Source organism: Bacteroides togonis (genome assembly GCF_900130135.1).
GTDB lineage: Bacteria > Bacteroidota > Bacteroidia > Bacteroidales > Bacteroidaceae > Bacteroides > Bacteroides pullorum.
On record NZ_LT670820.1, the window covers coordinates 1,766,112 to 1,789,003 of the forward strand.

The following is a 22,892-nucleotide window of genomic DNA, read 5'->3' on the forward strand; positions in this document are numbered from 1 at the left end:
AGGCTAACGTCCTTATTCCCAGTCGCTGAACTCAAAGCTGAGCTGTTCCCACACTCCGTGACGATCGGCTTCCGCATCGCGCGGATTGGACACAGACAAGCCTATGAGCCGGATGGGATGTTCCTCATAATCCACCTCACGAAGCAACTGCTTGGCGAGAGGCAAAATGACGGACAACTCCGTCAGTTCCTTTCCCTGCGTGATGCTGCGGGTGATCTGGCGGAAGTCGTGAAACTTAATCTTCAACGTCAGCGTATTGCCACGAAAATCCTTCCGCTGGAGACGCTCCACCAGCTCTACTGCCACATGATACAGCTCGATGATGACCGACGAGGTGCGGTTGATATCCTTCTCCAGCGTATGCTCACACCCGATGGACTTACGTACACGCACCGCCTCGACAGGCCGCAAGTCGATGCCGCGTGCAAAGTCATAATACACCGCCCCTACCTTGCCAAACTCTCTAGTCAGCATCTCCAACGAACGGGCGCGCAACTGGGCACCGTTGTGTATACCCAGCAGATGCATCCGTTTGGCCGTAACAGGTCCCACCCCCCAAAAGCTCTCGATAGGCAGACAGGCAATGAAGTCGAGTGCCTGGTCGGGATGGATGGTACAAAGCCCGTCCGGCTTGCGATAATCCGAAGCAATCTTCGCCAGAAACTTGTTGTAGGACACGCCCGCCGAAGCCACGAGGTTCAGTTCGCTGCGTATCTTCCGCTTGATTTCACGGGCAATGTCCACCGCCAACGGGATGCCGGGCTTATTGTCAGTAACATCGAGAAAAGCCTCATCGAGCGAGATCGGCTCGATGACATCCGTATATTCATGGAAAATCTCATGTATCTGGCGTGACACCTCCTTGTACACCTCCATACGGCCGGGAATAAAGATAAGTGACGGACAGAGCCGTTTGGCTTTTTGCGACGACATGGCCGAACGTACTCCATAGCGACGCGCCTCATAACTGGCAGCAGCCACCACACCCCGCTCCTCGGCATGCCCCACCGCAATGGGCTTACCGCGTAGTTCAGGATGATCGCGCTGCTCCACGGATGCATAGAAAGCATCCATGTCGATATGTATGATTTTACGTTCAGTCATTGATTGCTTTCCTTCTCTATTATCAAACAGTAACAAAGATAGCGAAAGTAGAAAGTAGAAAAAACAAGCTCGCTCGATTTTTTCACAAAGTCACACCTTGTTTTATAAATAGAATAGTCATCTCCATTCATCCCATTTTCACGCGTTAATTTATATAAAAATAAAATATCGTAAACATTTATTTTCTATTTTTGTGAAAAATCAAATCAAAAGTTCGGATAGATATCAAGTTATAATATCAAAACCAATAATACAGAAAGCTAATTAATAAGACTCATACCTAGTTAATCATTTTTATTTTATCAAGTAAATCGATTACTTTCTAATATTAATCATAAATTAGTTACAAATGAAGAAGTTCTTACTTTTAGGCGCAATGGGCTTGATAGCCTTCAGCGTACACGCACAGGACGCCTTTGACAAAGGCGACAGAAAAATGGATTTAGCCATTGGAGTGGGTACAGTAGCTTATGCCGATAAATCACGAGGCACATTCGACCAACATTTCGGAATGGAATGGGGCATCGGGCGTATTGCCGACAAAGTGACAATAGGCTTCGGATTTGCTGTAAATAACACCTACGGAGGAAAGTATCAAAACAAGGTAATAGGAGAGTATGACTACAAATATACTCGCACCACTTTTGGTAAAGTCTACAACTTCAGCACCAAGAAATGGGACAGGATAAATGAAACCAAGAAAGTATCCCGTGAAGGAATAGGTACAGCCGATGCCGATATTACCAGAGAAGATGTGAATGCTCTGGTGACCATCTCTTTCCACTACAGCCCCATACCGCAGCTTGACACATATTTGAAAATCGGAACCGGCGTTGGTTACATGACCTATCTCGTCGGCAACTATCAAAATACAGATGGTTTTCAGAGCGCAAGCGTCAACGATCATAGAGAAACACAATATACAGACATAACCACCCGATACAATTACAACGACCTCGATCATGTCAAATGGTCTTCTGTTGGAGGCTCTAAAATAGTACCGGCAATGGCAACATACGTTGGAGCCACTTACTTCCTGACCGAAAGTTGGGGTATCGGAACCCAATTTGGCTTAATCAGTGCGAACATCAAAGACAAAGACAAAGGATATCCAAATTCATACGGCATCTTTGCTGTAGATGCTACCTATAAATTCTAACCATTCAACGCAAACGGGGAAGATTAAAAGACTCAATCTTCCCCGTTTGTTATATACACTCCAAATCACAATCAGCAACTCCAGCCGCGTAAAGTGCCACTTTAGGGAGCTAAAGAGGGACTTTACGAAGCTAAAGAAGGACTTGGTGCGAATACCTTTCTCCCACTTCAAACCAGTAAAAACTTCCCTTCCCCCTCTTTATTCTAAGTTTCCAGAAAAATCCTTCACGCTTTCACATCGTCTTAATCTATTCTATTACATTGATTTACGGTGAAAGCAAAGAAATCACCCACAGGAAGCATCTTTCACGACAAATTACTGTTGTTCAACAGATTGTAGTGAAACTTCACCGTAAAAAGTTCTGTTTCTCACGAAACAGTTTTGTGAAAGCGAAGCATGATACCCCAATTTCATCCCTATAACCCTTTTTTCTCCAGTTAGGAAAAAAGTTTTTCCCTATTGGGAAAAAATAATTGCCTAACTGGGAAATAAAAGCTGCTTACTCCAGTTTCGCAAGTGCGAAAGTTACAAGAGTAAAACGGCATCATTCTCCTTTGCGATTTTTAGGACAATAAATATCTTTCCACACCGGCGTTTTACACTTTTCGGAACGAAAAGTAGCAATGCAGCAGACTTGTTACATGGCAGTTACATAAAAAAGAGATAAATACTATATTAGCACTTACCTCTTTTCACAAATTCTGACTTATAAGTATATTAGTGTAAAATAGTTTTAGTTTGTCTTAATTGTGCAGATTTAGTTTCGGAATACTCAATTGAAGTATTGTTTTTCATTTTTGAATAGTTTGCTAATAAATCAATCAATGTCTGAGCACATTCATCAGGTAACCGGACCTCTTCGTAAGTCGTTTTATATCTCCCATTTTGAAGTTTGTTAACTGATCTGACAATAATTCCACAATATTCTTTACCTTTTCCTAAATCATGGTAAACTAATTCTTCTACCCATGGTAATAATACACCACTTTTATTTGGAAAACCTTCTGGGAATACTGAAACTTTATCAACATAGTCAGGGGTGCGAATACTACTATATACGATATAATGCTTTTTACCATCCTTCATAAATATATCATAGTGATATATCTTTTGCCCAAGAAGACTCGTAACACCAAAAGGCGCTTTAGTTTGTGCATTTTGTGGATTAGAAAAATCTGGTGCAATTGTTGTCATCTCATCAAGTTCTTCTGAATCAATCGGAATCGGTGCTACCATTTCTGTTTTTACTTCTTCCATTTCTGACAAATTAGTAAACGGTATTTTTGCATCCATCATTGCCGGCGACATCGCCATCAGCATAACAACCGGAACTTTTGCCAAATTGTTTGAACTTTTATTATATTCAACAGGTTCACCTTCAGTATTACCATTATTTTTTTTGCTATTTTGTCCTGCAAAATTCACATAATGATTCACATTCAAACCGATACCTAATCCTGAAACAGCCATTCGTATCATATGCATCTTCCTTTTCATCTCCTTGATTTTCTTTTATTTCTAATAAAAACGAGTTTTATCTAATTTAATCATCCTCCCATTTCAAACAGCAGAATTCATTATCTGTCCACAATGAGACCTTTTATTATTCAAAAATAGTAAAATTTCTTTCACCTTCCACTCTGCTTTTACAATAATTAACTCGCCAATCAATGTATTATGGGAAGTATAGTCACTATTCACCCTCACAATACCAATCTTTACACCTTCATCTTTTTCATCAAGCAAACATTCAAATCCTTTGGAATGGACAGCTCATACAAGAAGCAAAAAACAAGGCACGAATAATGCCAATCGCATCATCCGTGCCTTATTCTATATCTTGAAAAACAGGTTATTTCTTCAAGCGGGCAATGATTTCATCAGCCACCTTCTTACCGGACATCAACATGCCGCCGAAGATGGGACCCATACGAGGAGTACCCGATACAGCTGATGCAGCCATACCGCAAACGTAAAGACCGGGATAGATTTCTTTCGTGCCGTTCACCACTTCTTCCTCACCTGACACAACATCCAGCGAACGCTCACCGATGACTGCGCCTGTCTCTGTAGCCAGACGGATACCGTTCTTGCGGGCAACGGTAGCAGCGATTTCACTGTCGTGGCCAGTACCGTCGATAACAACCTTTGCCAGGATATTCAGCGGGTCGACATGCAGGCCTTCGCGAAGGACAGGGGTCCAGTTGACTACCACACCACTCACCTGATTGTTCTTGAAGATGACATCTTCCACCGAGTAGCAGTTGAAGATAGTGGCACCTGCATGTACGGCGTGATAGAGCAACGACGAAGTGCTCTCCACGGAATCCATCACATAGAGTCCGTCGGCAAAAGGTGCATGGTTGATTTCGAATTCGCGCACGATGTCCATAGCTTCTTCCTGGATGACAATTTGGTTGAACATCATGGCACCGCCCCACATGCCACCGCCGGGAGCCAGCTTGCGATCGAACTGAGCTACCTTCAGGCCGGCCTTGGCCAGATAGTAAGCAGCCACAATACCCGAAGGGCCACCGCCTACGATAGCAACATCGAGGTCGAGGTTCTTCTCCAACTTCTCAAAATAGGTACTGATAATACCCTGTGATACTTTTGTTTCAATCATTTTGTTCTTAAAATTAGAATGTTATAATCATTTTATCTTGTTTACTTATCCTTCACCGTTTCCTGTTCGGTATAGTCACAATCGGTCAGGCGCTGACTGATACGCATGGCACAGAAGTGAGGACCACACATGGTGCAATACTTGCCATTCAGGTGATTGGCCTCCTTATAATATTGCAACGCCCGCTCAGGGTCGAGGCTCAAGTTGAACTGGTCTTTCCAACGGAACTCATAACGGGCTTTGCTAAGCGCATTGTCACGTACCTCGGCACCCGGATGTCCTTTGGCCAAGTCGGCAGCATGGGCTGCAATCTTATAAGTAACCACACCTACACGAACGTCTTCCTTCTGCGGCAAAGCCAGGTGTTCTTTCGGCGTAACGTAACAAAGCATGGCCGTACCATACCAACCAATCTGAGCAGCTCCGATAGCGCTCGTAATATGGTCATAGCCAGGAGCTATGTCGGTAACAATAGGACCCAACGTATAGAACGGCGCCTCGTGACACTTCTCAATCTGGCGATCCATGTTCTCACGAATCTTGTGCATGGGCACGTGGCCGGGACCTTCGATAAACGCCTGCACATTCTTAGCCCAGGCACGCTCCACAAGTTCGCCCATCGTATCGAGTTCGGCAAACTGAGCGCGGTCGTTGGCATCGTAGATGGCACCCGGGCGGAGGCCGTCGCCCAACGAAAGGGCTACGTCGTATTGTGCACAGATGTCGCAGATGTCATCAAAGTGCTCATAGAGGAAACTTTCCTTCTGATGCACCTTGCACCATTGCGAAATGATACTTCCACCACGACTCACCATGCCGCAAAGACGCTCGTTGGCATAATGGATGTTCTTCAGGCGGATGCCACAATGGATGGTAAAATAGTCTACGCCCTGCTCGCACTGTTCAATGAGCGTATCGCGGAAAAGTTCCCACGTCAGATCTTCTGCTTTACCTTTTACTTTCTCCATTGCCTGATACATAGGCACAGTACCCACAGGAACAGGGCAGTTACGGATAATCCATTCGCGCGTTTCATGGATGTTCTCTCCTGTAGAAAGATCCATCAGCGTGTCCCCTCCCCACTTGCAACTCCAGATAGCCTTTTCCACTTCTTCTTCAATAGTCGAAGTGGTAGCAGAGTTACCAATATTGGTATTGATCTTCACCAGGAAGCGTGTACCAATAATCATCGGCTCGGCCTCAGGATGATTGATATTGGCAGGCAGGACAGCACGTCCGGCTGCAATCTCCTGACGCACAAACTCGGGAGTAATATATGATTCAATGCCCAATTCACGATTGTTCATATTCTCACGGATAGCTACATATTCCATTTCAGGGGTAATGATACCCTGCTTGGCATAGTACATCTGCGACACCTGACAACCTTTTTTCGCTCTATAGGGCAGGCAAATATGTTCGAAACGCAAATGATCAAGACTCTTGTCTGCCAGACGTTCACGACCATATTCCGAGGAGATTTCGGGCAGCACTTCTACATCACGACTACGTATCCAGGCTTCGCGCAGGCGCGGCAAACCTTTACGCAAATCCACTTCTACAGAAGGATCGCTGTAGACACCACTCGTATCGTAGACATAAACGGGAGCATTCTCACGCGTCACCCGACGGCCGTCTTCGATGGTGACAGTCGGAGTCAGATTGACACGACGCATAGCTACCCGCACGTCGGGATGGATTTCGCCCTTCAAATAGACTTTCTCCGAGTCGGGATAGGTTATTTTAATGTTGTCTTCCATAAGTTTATACTGTTATTTTTGGGTTAATTCTATGATTCGTTTCATTTCTTCCACTGGATCTGAAGCACGCAGGATGCTACCGCTCAAGGCGATGCCATTCAGACCTGTAGCTTTCAGATCGGCTATATCGTCTGCCCCGATACCGCCAATACCTACGATGGGCAGGTTGATTTCATGTTCCTCCATCTGCGACAGGAGCCTGCGATACCCTTCCAAACCAAGGATAGGCGCCAGATTCTTTTTAGTTGTCGTATAGCGAAAAGGACCACATCCGATATAGTCGGCCCCTGCACGATGAAGACGCTGTATGTCATCGAAGGTATTTGCTGTGCCGCCAATGATAAACTCAGGTCCCAGATAGGCTCGTGCCTCGTCGACGGGCATATCAAGTTTACCTAAATGGACACCATCCGTATGAAGACGCTTCACCAGCTCTACACGATCGTCCAGCACAAAATAAGCTCCAAAATCATGGCACATAGCCTGAACTTGTCGCGCCACGGTCTCTACCTCCTCGTCCGAGGCATCCTTCATACGCAACTGAATCCAACGGCATCCACCTTCAAGGGCAATGCGGGCTGACTCGGCATAGCCAATGGTATCGGTAAAATGAGTAATGAATTGTACTTGAAACATAAGCTCCTTTCATATTAAACTATATCATAAACAACAGAAAAGGAGCATCCGCACAGACGCTGTGATGAAAAAAACAGAAATAAACACTCAAAAAAATCCCTCCGCCGGCATGATCCGTATCAGGTTCATTGGGTATAATCTCAGCCATTGCGTTCGCACAAGGCACCCCCTTTTCTGAAATCTGCAGCAAATAACGGAATAAAAAACGGAATATCAAAGGAGATAACCCCTTTTTAGGATTATTATTACCCACAAAAAAAGAGAGCACTTCCAGCGGAACGCTCTCTTCTCCTATCATAACAGAATATTTTTATCAGAAATAGAATCCGAAACCGACTTTCAATCCAAACTCAGAACGATCTTTATTAATATCCCAATAAACGGCAGGTTCAATAGTCACTGTCTTTGAAAGGAAAAAGGCATAACCTGCCTCAGTTCCAAAACCTACCAACGTGCGCTTGTCATGTTCCCCAACATGATGGTTCAAGTTGACATTAGCACCCAAGAACACACCTATCGCATCAAAGTAGTAACGTCCGCCTACACCCAGAATATAATCATCAGAGCCTCCACCTTGCCATTGGGCACCAGCACGCAACAACAAAGCCAGATTGTCTACCAGGAAAGCACCTCCATTGGCTTCAATGCCAAAATGAGCTTTTTCCGTTTGGGTATTATAAGACAGATTCAGCCCTGTCACAGACGGATTAACAAACCATTTTCCTTTCTCGAATTGTGCCTGAGCCACAACTGTGACCAACAAGAGGCTGAAAATGAACATCAGTTTTTTCATATACCTATCACTTTAGTTTAAATAATGTCTTTAATGCAAATATAAACCAAAAAAGTGAGACTTTTGATGACTGATAAAAGAAAAAGTTATCCGTTTCTTTCTTTTCTATGTTCTTTATGACGCAACACAAGCCATAGCAACAGCACAATGACATAAGAAGCAAACACAGTTACATATTTTTCGGCCACACTAATCTCTGAATTGCGAGGCAAAAAATATGCAGCGGTTGCCGATATATAAATCAGCAATGCCAAACTCAAGGCAGACGATTTCTTCATCTTTTTCATGCTCTCCCCTCCCTTCTCAGCTTTTCACATTTAGCCTTCCAGATATTGAACCATACAAAAGCTACAATTGCAACTCCCATTGCAATCAGACCCGCATTCTGAAGCCCCAAATTCAAACCTTCAGGAGCTACACAGATGTAGGAAGTACAGACTGCCGTCATAAACAGAGCCGGCAACAGGGTGATACAGAAACGAAAACGAGCACGTTCACGCACCAGCCAAACAGTAACGGCCCACAAAGTAAAGACAGATAAGGTCTGATTGGCCCACGCGAAATAACGCCAGATGATCTGGAAACCATCAGCATCGCGCAAACTATAGATCAGCAAAGCGGTGGCAACAACGAACATGGGAATACATATGTACAAACGACTCCGTATGGATTTCTGCTCTAACTTCAGAAAATCAGCTACAATAAGGCGAGCTGAGCGGAAAGCCGTATCACCACTGGTAATGGGAGCAGCAACAACACCCAAAATAGCCAACACACCACCGATTTCGCCCAACCAATCTTTGCTGATATCGAATACAACGATGGAGGCATCACTGATACCCATACCATTCTCATGGAAAAAATAAGTGGCAACCGTTGCCCATACCAAAGCGACAATACCCTCGGTAATCATAGCTCCATAGAAGATGGGGCGCCCATGACGCTCGCTCGTCATACAGCGTGCCATCAAGGGACTTTGTGTAGCATGGAAACCCGAAATGGCTCCACAGGCAATGGTAATGAACATCATCGGGAAAATTGGAGTCGTTTCAGCCTTGGGGTGCGTGTTTTGCATTCCATCCCAGACCTCAGGCAAGGCTGGAAAATGTACATAAAGCATCACCAAAATCCCCACTGCCATGAAAATAAGAGCCACAGCAAAAACAGGGTAAATCTTGCCGATTATCTTATCTACCGGCAACATGGTAGCAAGGACATAATAAATGAATATAACTACAATCCAGAAAGTCATATCGAGGGATTCAGGCGTCAACTTAGCCAAGAGTCCTGCAGGAGAAGCCACAAAGACAGCCCCGACCAACATCATCAGCAACACAGTAAACGCACGCATGACTTGCTTGGTAGTCAAACCCAAATAACGACCAATGAGTTCGGGCAAGCTTTCGCCTCCGTTACGTAACGAAAGCATACCAGCCAGGTAATCATGAACGGCTCCTGCAAAAATACTGCCCAGCACAATCCACAAATAGGAAGCTGTGCCAAACATTGCTCCCATAATAGCACCAAAAATAGGCCCTACACCAGCAATGTTGAGAAACTGTATCATAAAGACTTTCCAAGTTGGCAAAGGTATATAATCAACTCCGTCTGCTTGTGTCAGCGCAGGAGTTGGACGATCGTCCGGACCGAAGATGCGTTCCGCCAAGCGTCCGTAAAGGAAATAGCCGGCAACCAATGCCAACAAAGCAATTGTAAAAGTAATCATAGTAGTTTCTTTTATTATTTTTTTGGAAGCAAAAGTAATTGTTTTCTATTTATCTTACACTATTTAGCAACAGTTTTTGTAATTTCGCCGACAAAAAATAAGAATAAGCAATTTCCGCATGATAAATATAAACCGCATATACCTGCTGATTGTTTTCAGTTTCCTGATACTGTTCAATTTATCCGCACAACCTGCTCCCAAGTACGAAGTACGCGCAGCATGGATAACTGCAGTATATGGCCTCGACTGGCCACGCACCAAGGCGACAACCCCAGCCGGCATACAAAAGCAGAAGGAAGAGCTGGTAGAGATCTTGGACAAGCTGAAAGAAGCCAACTTCAATACCGTGTTGTTTCAGGCACGTACACGTGGCGATGTCCTCTACAAATCGGACATAGAACCCTATAATTCCATTCTGACAGGCAAAAGTGGCAAAGACCCAGGTTACGACCCACTGGCTTTTGCCGTAGAAGAGTGCCACAAGAGGGGCATGGAATGTCATGCCTGGATGGTGACCATTCCACTGGGAGGACGCAAACATGTAGCCTCACTGGGCAAGCAATCTGTTACCCGCCGACAGCCAAAAATCTGCGTACCCTATAAACGCGAGTATTTTCTCAACCCAGGCAATCCTAAAACGAAAGAATACCTGATGAGCCTGGTCAAAGAAGTCGTGGAAAGATATGACGTGGATGGCGTACATTTCGACTACTTGCGCTATCCCGAACGTGCTTTCCGCTTCCCCGACAGCTATGATTATCGGAAGTACGGCAACGGACGTAGCCTCGACCAATGGCGCAGGGACAACATCACGGAAATTTTGCGCTATATATATAAAGGTGTAAAACAGCTGAAACCTTGGGTCAAAGTCAGTACCTGCCCTGTAGGAAAGTATCGTGATACCAGCCGCTACTCATCCAAAGGATGGAATGCTTTCCATGTTGTCTACCAGGATGTACAAGGATGGCTGGGCGAAGGCATTCAGGATCAGATCTACCCCATGATGTACTTCCGCGGCAACGCTTTCTATCCGTTCGCCCTCGACTGGCAGGAGCAAAGCAACGGCCGACACGTAGTGCCCGGCCTTGGCGTCTACTTCCTCCACCCCAGCGAAGGCGACTGGAGCCTGGACGAAATACAACGGCAAATCAACTTCATACGTAACCATCACCTGGCAGGCGAAGCGCACTATCGGGTGAAATTCGTGACAGACAATACCCAAAACTTGTATGACATACTTCAAAACGATTTCTACGCCTACCCTGCCCTGCAACCTCCTATGACATGGGCAGACAGCATCGCCCCTTCAGCTCCATCCGAGCTGAAAGCCGAACAAATCTCTGAAGGATACACGCGCCTGCGTTGGAAAGCGTCAACCGACAACGACAAGCAAAACGCACCTACTTATGTTGTTTATGCCTCAGACGAACTGCCTGTCGACACACAAAACCCTGCAAACATCGTAGCTACAGGCATACGTGAAACGGAATATATCTATGCTCCGATCCTGCCTTGGACAACGCGTCGCCATTTTGTCGTAACGGTCATAGACAGATATGGCAACGAAAGTGAGCCTTCGGCTCCTGCCAGTCGATATTAATCCACCTCGAGCAGTGCCAGGCAACGGCTTTCAGACGTAACGGGCACCAAAGGAAGGCAGCCGTGTACCAGTCGCCCTCCCTCTACAACAGGAGTCGATTTCCTCATTCGTTCAGCATAAGCTTCGTGCAAGGCGCCAGGTGTAGGGTAATGTTCGATATGAAACAAACCGCTCAAGCCAGGAGCCAGTACACGCTCTGCCAGACGAAGTGCCACAATCCCCATATTCATACGCAGGTTGACTTCCACCATCGGATGAAGACGAAAGCCGTCCTCCTCTTTACACACCATCATGTCTACTCCCAAAGGGCCTCGATAGCCTGCTTCAGCATATTCCTCTAACAGCAGAGCTACACGTGTGCACAAACTATCCAATACCCCAACAGAAACATAGCGTGACATATATTTTTCAAAAAGGGCAGATGAAAGGACCCGATTCCCCAAGTAACGACCTCGTCTATCGGTCATGAACAAAGAATAGCCTTCAAAAACAACTTTTCCACAAGCGTCAATCACAAACTCCATCGCAAAATCATTCACCTTATTATATATGGGAGAAGCTATTAACACCCCTTGTTCCTTCAAGACACGTCCGCACCATCCCTCCACGGCAGAAAATCCATTTCTGCACCAACACAACCCCTTTCCGCTACTGGACCATGGAGCCTTGAACACCACTCCACCCTGATGCGCCTCGACATACGTCCGACAAGCGTCCAGCGTCTTGAGGACCTCCGCCTCACCACAATACGCCCCATCGGCAGGCAACTTACCCAACAAAGCCGCGGAAGTTTGTCTGGACGCCAACGTCCGATAGGTTTCTATCTCATCAGCAGAAGGCAAACGGCCGGCAGCAACACCATTCTTCAGAAAGAAATGACGAATAGCAGGATTCCATCCCCAAGGCGACATTTCCACCTCTTCCATCCGCATCACATCGGCACCCGTCACAACCTCTACCTGCAGATTGAGCAAAAGGCACATTTGCGATGCGTAAAGCATTGCTTTCCCATCGGGAATCCATACCTTTTCTCCCGCCCTCGCATACCATAAAGGAAGCAACGCCAGATCGCGTGTCATCCCACGTACCTGTTCGGGTGCCAGATAATGCTTTCCATTGCAGGCCAAAGCCAAATCCGTATCTGGATTAAAAACATGCAGCTTCATACTTTTTTCATTTTCGGGTACAAACTTACGCAATTTTTGCAATGTCTACTTTGCAATTCTATAAAAAAGCTATATCTTTGTGGCCGATAAGAGTTTAATGATATGGAAGCATTCTACCGCACACACGCCTATCTTGTGGAGCACACAAACGCTCCGGTTCGTCGCGACCTCATGGACGAGATTGACTGGAACGACCGTCTCATAGGCATTAAAGGAACGCGTGGTGTAGGTAAAACGACTTTTCTGCTTCAATATGCCAAGGAAAAATTCGGGACCGACCGCTCCTGCCTCTTTATCAACATGAACAATTTCTACTTTTCCGGCCACGGCATCGTAGAATTTGCTTACGAATTCCAACGCCGCGGCGGCAAAGTGCTCCTGATTGACCAGGTATTCAAGTTTCCTAACTGGAGTAAGGAGTTGCGCATGTGCTACGACCGTTTCCCCAACCTGAAGATTGTCTTCACTGGTTCGTCGGTCATGCGCCTGAAAGAAGAAAACCTCGAACTGCGCGACATCGTAAAAAGTTACAACCTGCGTGGCTTCTCTTTCCGCGAATTCCTGAACCTTCAGACAGGCATGAAATTCCACTCCTACACGCTGGACGAAATCCTGAACAACCACGAACAGATAGCCAAGGGCATACTGGCCAAAGTACATCCGTTGGACTATTTTCAGGATTACATGCACCATGGATTCTACCCCTTCTTCCTCGAAAAGCGTAATTTTTCCGAAAATCTGCTCAAGACCATGAACATGATGGTAGAAGTGGACATCCTGCTCATCAAGCAAATCGAACTGAAGTACTTGTCGAAAATAAAAAAGCTGTTGTATCTTTTGGCAGTAGACGGGCCTAAAGCACCCAACGTAAGCCAACTGGCCAACGATATAGAGACTTCGCGCGCCACGGTAATGAACTACATCAAATACCTGGCTGACGCCCGCCTCATCAACATGGTCTATCCTGTAGGAGAAGAATTCCCCAAGAAGCCGGCCAAAATCATGATGCACAATTCAAATCTGATGTATTCCATCTACCCGGTCAAGGTTGAAGAGCAGGATGTGCTTGACACGTTCTTTGTCAACACCCTGTGGAAAGACCACAAGGTGAATCGAGGAGATAAAAACGTCTCATTCATGGTAGATAAGGACAAAGCTTTCAAGATTTGTCCGGAAGGGATCAAAATAAAAAATAATCCTAACATGGTGTATGCTATGCACAAGATGGAAATCGGACGTGACAACCAGATCCCGTTGTGGTTGTTCGGTTTCTTGTACTAAACACACACGGTAAAAACGCAGAAAAACGAAACTAAAATAAAAAAGAGATTTTTCACTTAATAAATTCATTTAGTTATGACTAAACAGAAAAAATTCATCACTTGTGATGGTAACGAAGCCGCTGCTCACATCTCGTACATGTTCTCCGAGGTAGCAGCTATCTACCCCATCACCCCGTCATCTACGATGGCTGAACACGTAGACGAATGGGCTGCCGCAGGTCGTAAGAACATCTTCGGCGAAACAGTATTGGTACAGGAAATGCAGTCGGAAGCTGGTGCTGCCGGCGCTGTACACGGCTCATTGCAGGCAGGTGCACTGACTACCACCTACACTGCTTCTCAGGGTCTGTTGCTGATGATCCCCAATATGTACAAGATTGCCGGTGAAAACCTGCCTTGCGTATTCCACGTATCTGCACGTACACTGGCCAGCCACGCGCTGTGTATCTTCGGCGACCATCAGGACGTTATGTCTTGCCGCCAGACAGGCTTCGCCATGTTGGCTGAAGGATCTGTACAGGAAGTGATGGACCTCGCCGGTGTTGCTCACCTGTCTACACTGAAGGCACGCGTTCCGTTCATCAACTTCTTCGACGGTTTCCGTACTTCTCATGAAATCCAAAAGATCGAGAAGCTGGATAACGAAGACCTCGCTCCGCTGATCGACCAGGAAGCTTTAGCTGAATTCCGCAGCCGCGCCATGAACCCCATGACTCCGGTAGCACGTGGTATGGCCGAAAACCCCGACCACTTCTTCCAGCATCGTGAATCTTGCAACAGCTTCTATGATGCAGTTCCTGCCATCGTGGAAGACTACATGAAGAAGATCAGCGAAATCACTGGCCGCAACTATGGTCTGTTCGATTACTATGGTGATCCCGAAGCTGATCGCGTCATCATCGCCATGGGTTCTGTAACAGAGGCTATCCGCGAAGTTATCGACTACCTGCGTGCTAAGGGCGAAAAAGTAGGTTTGGTAGCTGTTCACCTCTACCGTCCGTTCTCGGCTAAGCACTTCCTGGCAGCTGTACCTAAGACTGCTAAGCGCATTGCCGTACTCGATCGTACGAAGGAACCGGGTGCTAACGGCGAACCTCTTTACATGGATGTTAAAGACTGCTTCTACGGACAGGAGAATGCCCCGCTCATCGTTGGCGGACGCTATGGTTTGGGTTCGAAAGATACCACTCCGGCACAAATCTTTGCCGTTTACGACAACCTGTCATTGCCGACTCCGAAGAACCACTTCACGATCGGTATCGTAGACGACGTAACCTTCACTTCTCTGCCTCAGGAAGCTGAAATCGCCGTAGGTGGCGAAGGCATGTTCGAAGCCAAGTTCTACGGTCTGGGTGCTGACGGTACAGTAGGTGCCAACAAGAACTCAGTGAAGATTATTGGTGACAATACCGACAAGCACTGTCAGGCATACTTCTCTTACGACTCTAAGAAGTCAGGCGGTTTCACTTGCTCTCACCTGCGTTTCGGTGACACGCCTATCCGCTCTACTTACTTGGTTAATACACCTAACTTCGTAGCTTGCCACGTACAGGCTTATCTGCACATGTACGACGTAACCCGCGGTCTGCGTAAGAACGGTTCGTTCCTGCTCAACACTATCTGGGAAGGCGAAGAGCTGGCAAAGAACCTGCCGAACAAGGTGAAGAAATATTTCGCACAGAACAACATCACCGTTTACTACATCAACGCTACTCAGATTGCACAGGAAATCGGATTGGGCAACCGTACCAACACTATCCTGCAGTCTGCATTCTTCCGCATCACAGGCGTTATCCCCGTTGATCTGGCTGTAGAGCAGATGAAGAAGTTCATCGTGAAGTCTTATGGCAAGAAGGGTGAAGATGTTGTAAACAAGAACTATGCTGCCGTTGACCGTGGTGGCGAATACAAACAGCTGACTATCGATCCGGCATGGGCTAACCTGCCTGATGACGAAAAGGCTGCCAACAACGATCCTGCATTCATCAACGAAGTAGTTCGTCCTATCAACGCTCAGGACGGCGACTTGCTGCCGGTATCTGCCTTCAAAGGTATCGAAGACGGTACTTGGGAACAAGGTACTGCCAAGTACGAAAAACGCGGTGTTGCTGCATTCGTACCCGAATGGAATGCCGAAAACTGTATCCAGTGTAACAAGTGTGCTTACGTATGTCCTCACGCTGCTATCCGTCCGTTCATCCTCGATGCTGAAGAGCAGAAGGGTGCTAACTTTACTCAGCTGAAAGCTGTTGGTAAGGTATTCGATGGCATGACATTCCGCATGCAGGTTGACGTACTCGACTGTCTGGGTTGCGGCAACTGTGTTGACGTATGTCCGGGTAATCCGAAGAAAGGTGGCAAAGCCTTGTCAATGGTTCACCTGGAAAGCCAGATGGCCGAAGCAGCCAACTGGACTTACTGCGTAGAGAACGTGAAGAGCAAACAGCACTTGGTAGACATCAAGGCCAACGTGAAGAACTCTCAGTTCGCTACTCCGCTGTTCGAGTTCTCTGGAGCTTGCTCTGGTTGCGGCGAAACTCCGTATGTGAAGCTGATTTCTCAGCTCTTCGGTGACCGTGAAATGGTAGCCAACGCTACAGGATGTTCTTCTATCTACTCAGGTTCTGTTCCTTCTACTCCTTACACCAAGAACGAGAAGGGTCACGGTCCTGCATGGGCTAACTCATTGTTCGAAGACTTCTGCGAATTCGGTCTGGGTATGGAACTGGCTAACGAAAAGATGCGTGCCCGTATCGCCAAACTGATGGAAGAAGGCATTGCAAACGAAGCTACTCCGGCTGAATACAAAGCTATCTTCACTGAATGGTTGGAAAACAGCCTGGATGCAGACAAGACCAAAGACATCTACGAACGTATCGTTCCGATGCTGGAAGCTGCCAAAGACAAATGTCCGGTTTGCGCAGGTATCTACAACCTGAAACAGTACATCGTAAAACGCAGCCAGTGGATTATCGGTGGTGACGGTGCTTCTTACGATATAGGTTACGGTGGTCTTGACCACGTTATCGCCAGCGGTAAAGACGTAAACATCCTCGTACTCGATACAGAGGTTTACTCTAATACTGGTGGTCAGTCTTCTAAGGCTACTCCGGTAGGTGCTATCGCCAAGTTTGCTGCTGCCGGCAAGCGCGTACGTAAGAAAGACCTCGGTCTGATGGCTACTACTTACGGTTACGTTTACGTAGCACAGATTGCTATGGGTGCCGATCAGGCTCAGACTCTGAAGGCTCTGCGCGAAGCTGAAGCTTATCCCGGTCCGTCACTCATCATTGCTTACGCTCCGTGTATCAACCACGGTCTGAAAGCTGGTATGGGTAAGAGCCAGGCTGAGGAAGAAAAAGCTGTTAAGTGTGGTTACTGGCACTTGTGGCGTTACAACCCGGCATTGGAAGCTGAAGGCAAGAATCCGTTCACACTGGATAGCAAAGAGCCCGAATGGGAAGGATTCAAAGACTTCTTGAAGGGTGAAGTTCGTTACGCATCTGTAATGAAGCAATATCCTGCAGAAGCCGAACAACTCTTCCAGGCTGCCGAGGACAACGCTAAGTGGCGTTACAACAGCTACAAGCGTCTGGCCCGTGAAAACTGGGGAGCTGAAGTTGCCGAATAATCCAGCTAAATCATAAGGAAAGCATAGGCGGACATCCGCCTGCTTTCCATTACCCCTCATACAGAATCCCCTACAGAATGTTTTCACAGAAAGAAAACATATCTGTAGGGGATTTTGTTATTATCTGCAATCAAAGAGCACAAGCATTACCCTCACAATAATCCGAGCTGGGCTCTCCGCCGTATTCTGGATGACGTTGCAACCAACGAACTGCATAAGAACAAGTAGCCACTAATTTATAGCCCTGCTGACGCGCATAATCATAAGCCTCTTTAACAAGTGCTGAAGCAATTCCTTGGCCTTCCAGAGGAGTCGGAACAACAGTATGGCGAATATCGAACGTCTTATTTTCAATACGATAGGCTACATAAGCCATTTCACCATTTTGTAATAAAGTAAAACGATGTTTTTCTGGGTCGTGAAGAATATCCATCATAATGCTCTAATTTTAAGATTCTACTTATCCGAGACAAAGATACAATTTTCCACGCGACCGCCCACCCAAGGATGCCATTTTTCGCAATCCTCCACCCTGCTGCCCGTCCGCCGGCTCCGTAGGGCGGAAAACGGCTGGCGGCGGGGTGGGAAAAGCGATTTTCAATCACTTGCACCCCTGCAAACTAACAAAAATCACGATTTTCAATCACTTGTACCCCTACAAACAAACAAAAATCGCAATTTTTAACCATTTGTACCCCTAAAAACAAACAAAAATCGAGATTTTTAATCATTTGCACCCCTGCAAATAAACAAAAATCCACTATCTTAGCCGCATGAAAACATAAACGAACCGAAATATGGACAAAAATCACCCCAAGTTCGACCAATTTCCCGTATCACAGCTGCCCGCCGCCACGCACTACGGCTTCCACAACGATTTTGCCGACATCGTTGCCCCGCTGGAGGCGTCCTTCCCCAACCTGACGCCCCTGCTCCAGGCCTACCGCGCCGCCCTACAGGTGGAGAGCCGCATCTACGTGCGCCCGCGCGGCCTGAACAGCACGCGCAAGCTGCTCGAAGCCGACCTCCGCCGCGACCGCCTGTTGGGCGTCATCCTGCAAACCGTGAATGCCCACCGCGCCAATCCGCTGGAGCCCCGCCGCCGTGCGGCGCAACACCTCATCGACCTACTCGCCCCCTACCGCGGGACGGGACGCCGCAAGTACGGCGAGTCGTCGTCGGCCTACAGCCGCCTGACCGAGCTCCTGCAAGCCGAACCCACTGCCTCGGAAATCGCCCTGCTGGGCCTCGCCGCCGAGGTGCAGGCGCTGGACGAGGCGCAACGTGCGTTCGAGTCCGTCTACCGCGGCGAAGCGGCCGACGACGCCCTGCTACGCAGCGAGCTGCACGCCATCGACACGCAGCAGACGCGCCGACAGGTAGACCGTGCCTATCGCGCCCTAACGCAATACATCGGTGCCCTGGCCATCACCCAACCAACGGACGAAGTGCTGACCGTCGTGGCTTGGCACAACGGTGCCGCCTATCGCCTCCGTCAGGAGCTGGCCAACCAGGGGCGGCGCCGCAAGCGCGGGGAGGCCGACAACGGAACGCCTCCGACACAAGGGGCAGAGGACTGACGCCATCCCTCAGAAAAAACGGAAAGAGGATGCCCCCACAGCGGGGACATCCTCTTTTTCGTTTATAGTGCGTCGCCCGAAGGCGGACACGTATCACTTGCGGTAGCTTTCCAACTCTTCGGCCTTGAACTTGCGGATGAAGTTGAAGTGCTTCTCTACTTCGGCCTCAGCGTAGTTGACATAAACTTGTGCTGACTGGGCGAAAAGTTCGGGAGCCTTTGTAGCGTCCTGGATGATGAGCTGTGACATCACGCAATCGGCAGCCATCTCGTAAAGGCGGCGTGCGGTGAAGTCGAGCAGTTCCTGGTTCTGGGCTTCCTTCACGGCGTTGGTGCAGGCTTCCAGCTTGTTGGTCATCTCCTTCACACGATCCATCAGCGGCTGCATAGCCTCACTACATGGGATTTGCTCGTACTCGCGCAGGATGGAAGCGTATGTGCCGTTCGTCACGTAGCGGATGGCGGCCACCGTCTGCAGCTGGGTAGTACCTTCGTAGATGCTCGTGATACGTGCGTCGCGGTAGATGCGCTGGCAGGCATATTCCATCATGAAGCCGCTTCCGCCGTGAATCTGGATACAGTCGTAGGCGTTCTGGTTGGCGTATTCGGAGTTCATACCCTTGGCCAGCGGTGTGAAGGCGTCGGCCATCTTGGCATACTTCTTCTGCTCCTGACGTTCTTCGGGCGTCAGCTTGCGCTCGCGGGCGATGTCGTCCAGCGCCTTATAGATGTCGACGTAGCGTGAAGTCTGGTAGAGCAGCGAGCGGCCGGCGTCGAGCTTGGCCTTCATCGTAGCCAGCATGTCGTAAACGGCGGGGAACTCGATGATGGCCTTGCCGAACTGCTTGCGGTCTTTGGCATAGGCCAGACCTTCGTTGTAGGCTGCCTGGCTGAGGCCGACAGACTGTGCGGCAATACCCAGACGGGCACCGTTCATCAGCGCCATCACATATTTGATCAGACCCAGCTTGCGGTCGCCGCAAAGTTCGGCCTTGGCGTTCTTGTAAACCAGTTCGCAAGTGGGTGAGCCATGGATACCAAGTTTGTTCTCGATGCGACGTACGTCTACACCGCCGTCGCGCTTGTCGTAAATGAACATGGAGAGGCCGCGGCCGTCGTGTGTACCTTCTTCGGAGCGGGCCAGTACGAGGTGCAGGTCGGCATCGCCGTTGGTGATGAATCGCTTCACACCGTTCAGGCGCCAGCACTGGTTAGCCTCGTCGTAGGTAGCTTTCAGCATGACGCTCTGCAGGTCGGAACCGGCATCGGGCTCGGTCAGGTCCATAGACATGGTTTCGCCGGCGCAGATGCGGGGGATGAAACGGCTGTGCTGGTCTTCGTTACCGAATTCATACAGCGTCTCGATACAATCCTGCAACGACCAGATGTTGCCGAAGCCGGCATCAGCCTGGGCCACGATCTCCGCACACATGGTGTAGGGAGTTATGGGGAAGTTGAGGCCACCGTAGCGGCGCGGCATGGTCATGCCGTTCAGGCCGGCCTTCACCATGGCGTCGAGGTTCTGTTTCGTACCGCTGGCATATTCCACACGGCCGTTGGCGCAGTGGGGACCTTCCTCGTCCACGCCTTCTGCGTTGGCAGCAATCACTTCGCCGGTAATCTCGCCGGTGATTTCCAATACTTTGTCGTATGAGTCCATAGCGTCGGCATAGTCCTGCGGTGCGTAGTCGTACTCATCCTTGTCTTTATAGTTGCGTTCCTTGAGTTCGCAGATGCGTTCCATCAGCGGGTTGTTCAGATGGAAGCGCAATTCCGGGTGTTCAGTATAAAAGTTTGCCATTACTTACTGTTCTTTTTGTAGTACTTAATCATTTTAGGAATTACCTCTTCCACCGTTCCATTGATGACATAGTCGGCAATGGCGTTGATGGGAGCGTTCTCGTCGTTGTTGATGGAGATGATGATACCCGCATCCTGCATGCCGGCGATGTGCTGGATCTGGCCGGAGATACCGCAGGCGATGTACAGTTTGGGATGAACCGTAACACCGGTCTGGCCAATCTGACGGTCGTGGTCGGCAAAGCCGGCGTCGACGGCGGCACGGCTGGCACCTACTTCGGCGTGGAGTTCCTTGGCCAGTTCGAACAGCATGTCGAAGCCTTCCTTCGAGCCCATACCGTAACCTCCGGCCACTACGATGGGAGCACCCTTTAGGTTGTGTTTGGCCTTCTCCACATGGCGGTCGATGACCTTGACTACGTAGTCCGTTTCGGGCACGTACTTGGCCACATCGTGACGGATTACTTCCCCCTGATAGTTTTCGTCGAGAATCTCTTTCTTCATCACGCCTTCGCGGACAGTAGCCATCTGCGGACGGTGTTCGGGGTTGACGATGGTGGCTACGATGTTACCACCGAAAGCAGGACGGATCTGGTAGAGCAGGTTTTCGTAAGTCTTGCCAAGCTTCTTGTCCTCGTGGCTACCGATTTCCAGTTGGGTACAGTCGGCGGTCAGTCCGCTGGTCAGGGCCGAAGATACACGCGGGCCGAGGTCGCGGCCGATGACGGTGGCACCCATCAGGCAGATCTGAGGCTTCTCTTCCTTAAACAGGTTGACAAGGATGGAAGTGTGGGGCAGGGAAGTATAAGGGAAGAGACCCGGAGCGTCGAACACGTGTACGCGGTCTACGCCGAAAGGCATCACTTGTTTTTCTACACCTTCGAGGCCGGTGCCGGCGCAAATGGCTTCCAGCTGGCAGCCCAATTCATTGGCTAACTTACGGCCTTTGGTCAAAAGTTCGAGACTGACGTCGGCAACATGGCAGCCGTCCATCTCACAATATACAAATACGTTGTTCATAATTCTTTATCCGATAGTGTGGTTAGCCAAAAGTTCAACAATCAGGTTCTCTACATCTGCATCGCTGCCTGTCAGGGTCTTGCTTTCCTTGGCCTGGAAGACGATATTCTCGATTTTCTTCACCTTGGTGGGCGAACCGCTGAGACCGCATTGCTTAGTGTCGCCGTTGACGTCAGCCACGCTCCACTCCGTGATGTTCAGATAGGGGCGCTGTTCGTAGAGCGAAGCATAGGGCAGTTCAGCACCGTCTTTAGTCAGAGCAGCTTTCTCCTGTCCGCCCATGGCACGTTTGTACTTCTGCACCAACTTGGCGTTGCGCGGACGGCAAGGAGCGGCACTACCGTTCACGGTGAGCACGATGGGAAGCGGACCTTCTACGGTCTCCACACCACCATCGATATGGCGCTTCACGCGAATACGACCGTCCTTCACTTCCTGGATTTCCTCTACGTAAGTAATCTGCGGCAAACCCAGTTTCTCAGCTACCTGCGGGCCGACCTGTGCCGTATCGCCGTCGATAGCCTGGCGACCACCGACAATAATGTCATACTCGCCAATCTTACGGATGGCTGTAGCCAGTGCATACGAAGTAGCCAGTGTGTCGGCACCAGCAAAGGCGCGGTCGGTCAGCAGATAACCGCCGTCAGCACCACGATAAAGTCCTTCGCGAATGATTTCGGCTGCACGTCCTGGTCCCATGGTGAGCATGGTGACGGTCGATCCCGGGTGTGCGTCTTTCAGACGTAGCGCCTGCTCCAGCGCATTGAGGTCTTCCGGATTGAAAATGGCCGGAAGGGCCGCACGGTTGATGGTACCGTCGGCGTTCATGGCATCCTTGCCCACACAGCGGGTGTCGGGCACTTGTTTTGCCAATACTACGATTTTCAAACTCATGATATTAAATAATTAGTATAAGTATTTCTCTTTTTTATTTCTGTCAACTGCCAATATATAGTTGGCTATCAGCCTGCAAATTTACGGAAAGTGTCGGGTTTGGCAAGAAATAGGG

The 22,892-nt window shown here is 48.6% G+C and carries 18 protein-coding genes and 1 riboswitch; of the genes, 5 read left to right on the plus strand and 13 right to left on the minus strand.

Annotated elements, in window-relative coordinates; translation table 11 throughout:
* Nucleotides 1-12: 12 nt before the first annotated feature.
* Nucleotides 13-1,104, minus strand: coding sequence for a DNA polymerase IV (gene dinB / locus BQ8005_RS07725; RefSeq protein ID WP_075317646.1), 1,092 nt, complete (start codon nucleotides 1,102-1,104; stop codon nucleotides 13-15).
* Between the two features lie 349 nt (nucleotides 1,105-1,453).
* Between dinB and BQ8005_RS07730 the strand changes: the two genes are divergently transcribed.
* Nucleotides 1,454-2,263, plus strand: coding sequence for a hypothetical protein (locus BQ8005_RS07730; RefSeq protein ID WP_159436225.1), 810 nt, complete (start codon nucleotides 1,454-1,456; stop codon nucleotides 2,261-2,263).
* 717 nt (nucleotides 2,264-2,980) lie between these two features.
* Here BQ8005_RS07730 and BQ8005_RS07735 read toward each other — a convergent pair.
* From BQ8005_RS07735 to BQ8005_RS07770, 7 genes are all read right to left on the minus strand, one after another.
* On the minus strand, nucleotides 2,981-3,742 hold the full coding sequence (locus tag BQ8005_RS07735) for a hypothetical protein (protein WP_159436226.1): 762 nt from the start codon (nucleotides 3,740-3,742) through the stop codon (nucleotides 2,981-2,983).
* Between the two features lie 373 nt (nucleotides 3,743-4,115).
* The gene (locus BQ8005_RS07745) at nucleotides 4,116-4,889 is read right to left on the minus strand and encodes a sulfide-dependent adenosine diphosphate thiazole synthase (RefSeq protein ID WP_075317650.1); all 774 of its coding nucleotides are present in this window, start codon (nucleotides 4,887-4,889) and stop codon (nucleotides 4,116-4,118) included.
* A 41-nt stretch (nucleotides 4,890-4,930) separates the two neighbouring features.
* Nucleotides 4,931-6,649 (minus strand): phosphomethylpyrimidine synthase ThiC, encoded by a 1,719-nt coding sequence (gene thiC, locus BQ8005_RS07750; RefSeq protein ID WP_021847080.1) that lies wholly within the window; start codon nucleotides 6,647-6,649, stop codon nucleotides 4,931-4,933.
* 12 nt (nucleotides 6,650-6,661) lie between these two features.
* A complete protein-coding gene (locus BQ8005_RS07755) occupies nucleotides 6,662-7,285 on the minus strand; it encodes a thiamine phosphate synthase (RefSeq protein ID WP_075317651.1) in 624 nt (207 codons plus the stop codon).
* Between the two features lie 79 nt (nucleotides 7,286-7,364).
* A riboswitch (TPP riboswitch) is annotated at nucleotides 7,365-7,465 on the minus strand.
* Nucleotides 7,466-7,598: 133 nt separating this feature from the next.
* Entirely contained in the window at nucleotides 7,599-8,078 is a 480-nt protein-coding gene (locus BQ8005_RS07760) for a hypothetical protein (RefSeq protein WP_075317652.1), read from the minus strand.
* 86 nt (nucleotides 8,079-8,164) lie between these two features.
* Complete coding sequence (locus BQ8005_RS07765; RefSeq protein ID WP_021847076.1) at nucleotides 8,165-8,365, minus strand: hypothetical protein; 201 nt, start codon at nucleotides 8,363-8,365, stop codon at nucleotides 8,165-8,167.
* Complete coding sequence (locus BQ8005_RS07770) at nucleotides 8,362-9,804, minus strand: carbon starvation CstA family protein (protein ID WP_075317653.1); 1,443 nt, start codon at nucleotides 9,802-9,804, stop codon at nucleotides 8,362-8,364. The genes BQ8005_RS07765 and BQ8005_RS07770 overlap by 4 nt, the downstream gene beginning before the upstream one ends.
* A gap of 118 nt (nucleotides 9,805-9,922) precedes the next feature.
* Between BQ8005_RS07770 and BQ8005_RS07775 the strand changes: the two genes are divergently transcribed.
* The gene (locus BQ8005_RS07775; protein WP_075317654.1) at nucleotides 9,923-11,404 is read left to right on the plus strand and encodes a glycoside hydrolase family 10-like protein; all 1,482 of its coding nucleotides are present in this window, start codon (nucleotides 9,923-9,925) and stop codon (nucleotides 11,402-11,404) included.
* Here the strand turns inward: BQ8005_RS07775 and BQ8005_RS07780 are convergent.
* Entirely contained in the window at nucleotides 11,401-12,570 is a 1,170-nt protein-coding gene (locus BQ8005_RS07780; RefSeq protein ID WP_075319030.1) for a hypothetical protein, read from the minus strand. The two genes, BQ8005_RS07775 and BQ8005_RS07780, sit on opposite strands and share 4 nt — an antisense overlap.
* Nucleotides 12,571-12,672: 102 nt before the next feature.
* Between BQ8005_RS07780 and BQ8005_RS07785 the strand changes: the two genes are divergently transcribed.
* Nucleotides 12,673-13,851, plus strand: a complete 1,179-nt coding sequence (locus tag BQ8005_RS07785; RefSeq protein WP_075317655.1) for an ATP-binding protein — start codon at nucleotides 12,673-12,675, stop codon at nucleotides 13,849-13,851.
* Between the two features lie 75 nt (nucleotides 13,852-13,926).
* On the plus strand, nucleotides 13,927-17,484 hold the full coding sequence (gene nifJ / locus BQ8005_RS07790) for a pyruvate:ferredoxin (flavodoxin) oxidoreductase (RefSeq protein WP_075317656.1): 3,558 nt from the start codon (nucleotides 13,927-13,929) through the stop codon (nucleotides 17,482-17,484).
* Nucleotides 17,485-17,614: 130 nt separating this feature from the next.
* On the opposite strand, the gene BQ8005_RS07795 is transcribed toward nifJ, so the two are convergent.
* A complete protein-coding gene (locus tag BQ8005_RS07795) occupies nucleotides 17,615-17,917 on the minus strand; it encodes a GNAT family N-acetyltransferase (RefSeq protein WP_075319032.1) in 303 nt (100 codons plus the stop codon).
* A 364-nt stretch (nucleotides 17,918-18,281) separates the two neighbouring features.
* On the opposite strand from BQ8005_RS07795, the gene BQ8005_RS07800 reads away from it, so the two are divergent.
* Entirely contained in the window at nucleotides 18,282-19,064 is a 783-nt protein-coding gene (locus BQ8005_RS07800; protein ID WP_075317657.1) for a DUF6261 family protein, read from the plus strand.
* Nucleotides 19,065-19,157: 93 nt separating this feature from the next.
* Here the strand turns inward: BQ8005_RS07800 and BQ8005_RS07805 are convergent, their stop codons facing one another.
* Genes BQ8005_RS07805 through BQ8005_RS07815 form a run of 3 tightly spaced genes read right to left on the minus strand, consistent with a single transcriptional unit; the run spans nucleotide 19,158 to nucleotide 22,777 of the window.
* Complete coding sequence (locus BQ8005_RS07805) at nucleotides 19,158-20,864, minus strand: acyl-CoA dehydrogenase family protein (RefSeq protein ID WP_075317658.1); 1,707 nt, start codon at nucleotides 20,862-20,864, stop codon at nucleotides 19,158-19,160.
* Nucleotides 20,864-21,883 carry an electron transfer flavoprotein subunit alpha/FixB family protein gene (locus tag BQ8005_RS07810; RefSeq protein WP_075317659.1) on the minus strand — a complete coding sequence of 340 codons (1,020 nt, stop codon included), beginning with the start codon at nucleotides 21,881-21,883 and terminating at the stop codon, nucleotides 20,864-20,866. The genes BQ8005_RS07805 and BQ8005_RS07810 overlap by 1 nt, the downstream gene beginning before the upstream one ends.
* A gap of 6 nt (nucleotides 21,884-21,889) precedes the next feature.
* On the minus strand, nucleotides 21,890-22,777 hold the full coding sequence (locus tag BQ8005_RS07815) for an electron transfer flavoprotein subunit beta/FixA family protein (protein WP_075317660.1): 888 nt from the start codon (nucleotides 22,775-22,777) through the stop codon (nucleotides 21,890-21,892).
* Nucleotides 22,778-22,892 lie beyond the last annotated feature (115 nt).